A 2,311-nucleotide genomic window follows, 5' to 3' on the forward strand; every position below is an offset into this window, starting at 1 on the left:
GGCGCGGGTCTGGGCCCACAGGACGAGGGCGTAGGCGGCGACGGAGAGGACCGCGCCGAGGAGGCCGAGCGTGGCGTACGGCTTGAGCAGGCGGACCATGTCACCGCGCACCCGGTAGTACATGTACGCGGGGATGAAGATCCCCTGGGCGGCCATCAGCCAGGCGATGTAGCCGAGGGGGGTCTCCGCGTGCCGTACGCCGACGCCGTCGAGGACGGTGTACACGGCGATGGTGAGCCCGGTGGCGACGGCGGCGCCGATGGCCTTCCAGTCCGGCCGCCGCCCCCGCAGCCCCCACAGGCTCACGCCGGTCAGCCCGACACAGGACACCGCGACCCCGGCGGCCGCCCATCCGCCGGGCACCTCGTGCGCGAACAGGGCGGCCAGCACGGTCACGACCAGCGGCGCGGTACCGCGCGCGATCGGGTACGCCTGCCCGAAGTCCCCGAGCCGGAAGGAGGTCATGAACAGCGCGTAGTACGCGACATGCACCCCGGCGGAGACGAGCAGATACGGCCACGCGGGCCCGGCCGGCCAGGGCGCGAACAACGCCATCACCAGCCCGACGACCAGTCCGCCCCCGGCGATCAGCGTGAACCCGGTCAGCTTGTCGCTGATCCGGTGGGCGATGGCGTTCCACCCGGCGTGGGTGAACGCGGCCAGCAGGACAGCGGCGGTGACGAGCGGCGTCACCGGTCAGGACCACTCGTCGTCATACCCGGCACGCTAACCGATCACTGTGTGGCCTGTACACGGGGTTTGCCCGGTGCCGGCCCCCCGGAAGCCCGGATCGCCCGGGTCCGCCGTCGCTTCCCCGGCGAGCCCGACGGCGTGAAGACGGACGGCCGGTGGGGCACCCGCCCCACCGGCCGTCCGTCGGCAGCACCGTCAGGCGCTGACCAGTTCCCGGTCCCCGTCCGGGTCGGAGTCCGTGCGAAGGCCCTCGCCCTCGACGTCCACGTTGGGCAGCGCGCGGTCCAGCCAGGCCGGGAGCCACCAGGCGCGGCGGCCGAGGAGCGCCAGGACGGCCGGGACGACGGCCATGCGGACGATGAAGGCGTCGAAGAAGACGGCGATGGCCAGGCCGAAGCCGATCATCTTGATCATCGCCTCGCTGGAGCCGATGAAGCCGGAGAAGACGGCGATCATGATGACGGCGGCCGCGGTGACGACGCGGGCGCTGTACCGGAAGCCGGTGACGACCGCCTGGCCCGGGTTCTCCCCGTGGACGTACGCCTCACGCATCCGGGTCACGAGGAACACCTCGTAGTCCATGGCGAGTCCGAAGACCACGCCGACCATGAAGATCGGCATCATCGACATGACCGGCCCGGTCTGCTCGACGTTCATCAGGCCGGACAGCCAGCCCCACTGGAAGACCGCGACGACCGCGCCGAGGGCGGCCAGCACGCTGAGCAGGAAGCCGAGGGCCGCCTTCAGCGGGACCAGGATCGAGCGGAACACCACGATCAGCAGCAGGAAGGCGAGGCCGACGACCAGCGCGAGGTAGGGCAGCAGCGCGTCGTTCAGCTTCTGCGACACGTCGATGTTCATCGCCGTGGCGCCGGTGACCAGCAGCTTGGCGTCCGTCGCGGAGGCGATCGAGGCGCTCTTGCCCCGGATCGCGTGCACCAGGTCCTCGGTGGTGGCCGAGGACGGCTGGGACTTCGGCACGACGGTGATGATCGCGGTGTCGCCCGCCTTGTTGGGCGCCGGCGGTGTCACCGTGACGACGTCCTTCAGGCCCTTGATCTCGTCGCCGACCTTGGCGAACGCGGCCTCCTTGTCGGCGCTGCCCTTGGCGTCGACCACCACCATCAGCGGGCCATTGAAGCCGGGGCCGAAGCCGTCGGAGAGCAGGTCGTAGGCGCGGCGCTGGGTGGTGGAGACGGGCTGGGAGCCGTCGTCGGGCAGGCCCAGTTCGAGCGAGGCGGCCGGGACGGCGGCGGCGCCGAGGCCGACCACACCGAGCAGCAGCACGGTGACCGGGCGCCGGACCACGAAGCTCGCCCACCGAGTGCCCATGTTGGGACGGCCGGCCTTCTTGGCCGCGCGTCCCCCGCCGAGCAGCTTGCTCTTCTCGCCGGCCGGCTTGACCGTACGGCCCGCGTACCCGAGCAGCGCCGGGATCATGGTGAGCGCGATCAGCACCGCGATGGCGACCGTGCCCGCGGCGGCCACGCCCATCTTGGTCAGCATCGGGATGTTGACCACGGAGAGCCCGACCAGCGCGATGACGACGGTGAGGCCCGCGAAGACCACCGCCGAGCCCGCCGTACCGACGGCGCGGCCCGCGGCCTCCTCGCGGTCG

General features: G+C 71.9%; 2 protein-coding genes. Both read right to left on the minus strand.

Annotated features, from left to right (window positions below):
* Positions 1-693: EamA family transporter (locus tag CCN33_RS29390; protein WP_086696388.1), on the minus strand; the 693-nt coding region annotated here is incomplete at its 3' end.
* Between the two features lie 195 nt (positions 694-888).
* On the minus strand, positions 889-2,311 hold a 1,423-nt coding region (locus CCN33_RS29395; protein WP_140394749.1), incomplete at its 5' end, for an MMPL family transporter.

The sequence above is a fragment of the Streptomyces recifensis genome, from assembly GCF_002154615.1.
Lineage (GTDB): Bacteria > Actinomycetota > Actinomycetes > Streptomycetales > Streptomycetaceae > Streptomyces > Streptomyces griseoluteus.